The organism is Nevskiales bacterium (genome assembly GCA_035574475.1).
In the GTDB taxonomy this organism is placed as follows: Bacteria; Pseudomonadota; Gammaproteobacteria; order Nevskiales; family DATLYR01; genus DATLYR01.
Window position 1 is genome coordinate 1 of sequence record DATLYR010000226.1, and the last position, 2,039, is coordinate 2,039.

Consider the following 2,039-nt stretch of genomic DNA (forward strand, 5'->3'; position numbering starts at 1 on the left):
TGATCCGCAAAGGCGGCCCGCCGATTCCCATCAACTACAGCGTCCACCTCAAGAACGATCGCTGGCTGGTGTATGACGTCACCATCGATGCCATCAGCCTGGTCTCCAACTACCGCGGCACTTTCGCCGGCGAGATCCGCAAGAATGGTCTGGACGCCCTGATCGCGCGCCTGGAGCAGAAGCAGGCCGGCCAGTCGGCCAGCCAATGAGCGCGACACTGCGCGTCGAGGTCCGCGACGGACGGCTGGTGCTGAGCGGCGAGCTGGACCATACCAGTGTCGCGCGCGCACTCGCCGAAGGCCGTGCCTGGCTCGAAGGCAGCCGCGGCCCACTGCAGGTCGATCTGTCAGGCGTGACGCGCAGCGAAAGCGCCGGCGTCGCGTTGCTGCTCGAATGGCTGCGTGCGGCACGGCAGCGCGGGCGCGAAATCGAGTTCCTGTCTCCCCCGCGCCAGCTGCAGTCGTTGCTGCAATTCTTCGGTCTGGAAGGCGTGCTCCCGATCCGCGCCTGAATGCCCGCGTCAACCGCCAGGTGAAGCGTGCGCTGATCGTTTTTCTCGCCGCTGCCGGCCTCAGCGGGGCTGGTACCTTTCTCTACCTGCAATATTCGCTGCGCAGCACGCTCGAGCAGGCCATCGGTGAGCGGGTGGGTACGGACGCCCGCGTGGGCTTGGCACACATCGGTCTGTTTCCCTGGCGGATTCAGCTGAAAGGCATCGCCATCCACAATCCCGAAGGCTTCGACGCATCCCATTTCATCAAGGCCCGTGACCTGCAGCTGCGCATCGCCCGCTACAGCCGCAGCGAAAAGCTCATCCGCTCGCCGCAGATGAGCATCGACGGCATGGACGTCTGGGTCGAACGCCAGGGCCTGCGCAGCAACACCGGCGTCATCCAGGCGAATCTCCGGCACTTCGACCGGACGCATGCCCTCAGCCGCGCCGACAAGACCAAGTTCATCATCCGCGAGCTGCGCATCCGCGGGCTCAAGGCGCATCTGCGCCTCCAGTCCGCCAGCACGACGGCCGACATCCCGGATATCGTGCTGCGCAACGTGGGCGCAGACCGCGGCGGCGTGACGATCGGCGAGCTCGCCGGCATCGTCACCCAGGCCGCCATCCGCGCGGCGCTGCGGGCCGAAGCCGCCGAGCGGCTCGGCCGAAGCGTCGAGGAAAGGGCGCGTAAGCTGGAACACAAGCTCGGCGAGCTGTTCGACTAGCCGCCCGCTACGATGCCAGGGTGCGGACATCTCCGCGCCCCGCGCTCGTCAAGATTAAACTCTTCCGAAATGCCCGCCCCACAGCTAGAACTGTTCGCCACCTGCCCACGTGGCGTCGAACCCCTGCTGGTCCATGAGCTTGGCGCACTCGGCGCGACGCAGGCGGCCGAGCGCAAGGGCGGCGTGCGCTTTGCCGGCACGCAGCAGGTCGCCTATCGCGCCTGCCTCTGGTCGCGTCTGGCCAACCGCATCCTGTTGCCGCTGGCCCGTTTCGACCTGGCCGACGCCGGCCAACTCTACGAAGCCGCACACCGGATCGACTGGCCGGAACTGTTCGACGTCGGGACGAGCTTCGCGATCGAGGTCGCGGGCCGCTCGGCCGTGGTCAACCATACCCACTACGCGGGCCTGAAGGTCAAGGACGCGATCGCCGACCGCTTTCGCGAAAGCGCCGGGCGGCGCCCGGATGTCGATCCCGATCATCCGGGCATCCGCATCCATCTGCACTTGGACGGCGCGCAGGCCAGCCTGAGCCTGGATCTGGCCGGCGAGAGTCTGCACCGGCGCGGCTATCGCAGGGCCGGCGCCGAGGCACCGCTCAAGGAAAACCTGGCCGCTGCCATCCTGGTCCGGGCCGGCTGGCCCCAGGTCTGCGCCGCCGGTGGCGCCCTGCTCGATCCCTTATGCGGCTCCGGCACGCTGGTCATCGAAGCCGGGCTGATGGCGGCCGACATCGCACCCGGCCTTGCACGCACACGCTACGGCTTCGAGGCCTGGCTTGAACACAAGCCGAAGCTGTGGCGGGAACTGCGCGCCGAAGC

4 protein-coding genes are annotated in these 2,039 nt (G+C 67.7%); all 4 read left to right on the forward strand.

Going from position 1 to position 2,039, the window contains the following annotated elements:
• The coding region (locus VNJ47_13440) for an ABC transporter substrate-binding protein (protein ID HXG29837.1) at window positions 1-209 on the forward strand (209 nt) is incomplete at its 5' end.
• Entirely contained in the window at window positions 206-511 is a 306-nt protein-coding gene (locus VNJ47_13445) for an STAS domain-containing protein (protein ID HXG29838.1), read from the forward strand. The genes VNJ47_13440 and VNJ47_13445, both read left to right, overlap by 4 nt.
• 20 nt (window positions 512-531) lie before the next feature.
• Complete coding sequence (locus tag VNJ47_13450) at window positions 532-1,218, forward strand: hypothetical protein (GenBank protein ID HXG29839.1); 687 nt, start codon at window positions 532-534, stop codon at window positions 1,216-1,218.
• A gap of 69 nt (window positions 1,219-1,287) precedes the next feature.
• Window positions 1,288-2,039 (forward strand): THUMP domain-containing protein (locus VNJ47_13455; GenBank protein HXG29840.1); only part of this gene is annotated, 752 nt, incomplete at its 3' end.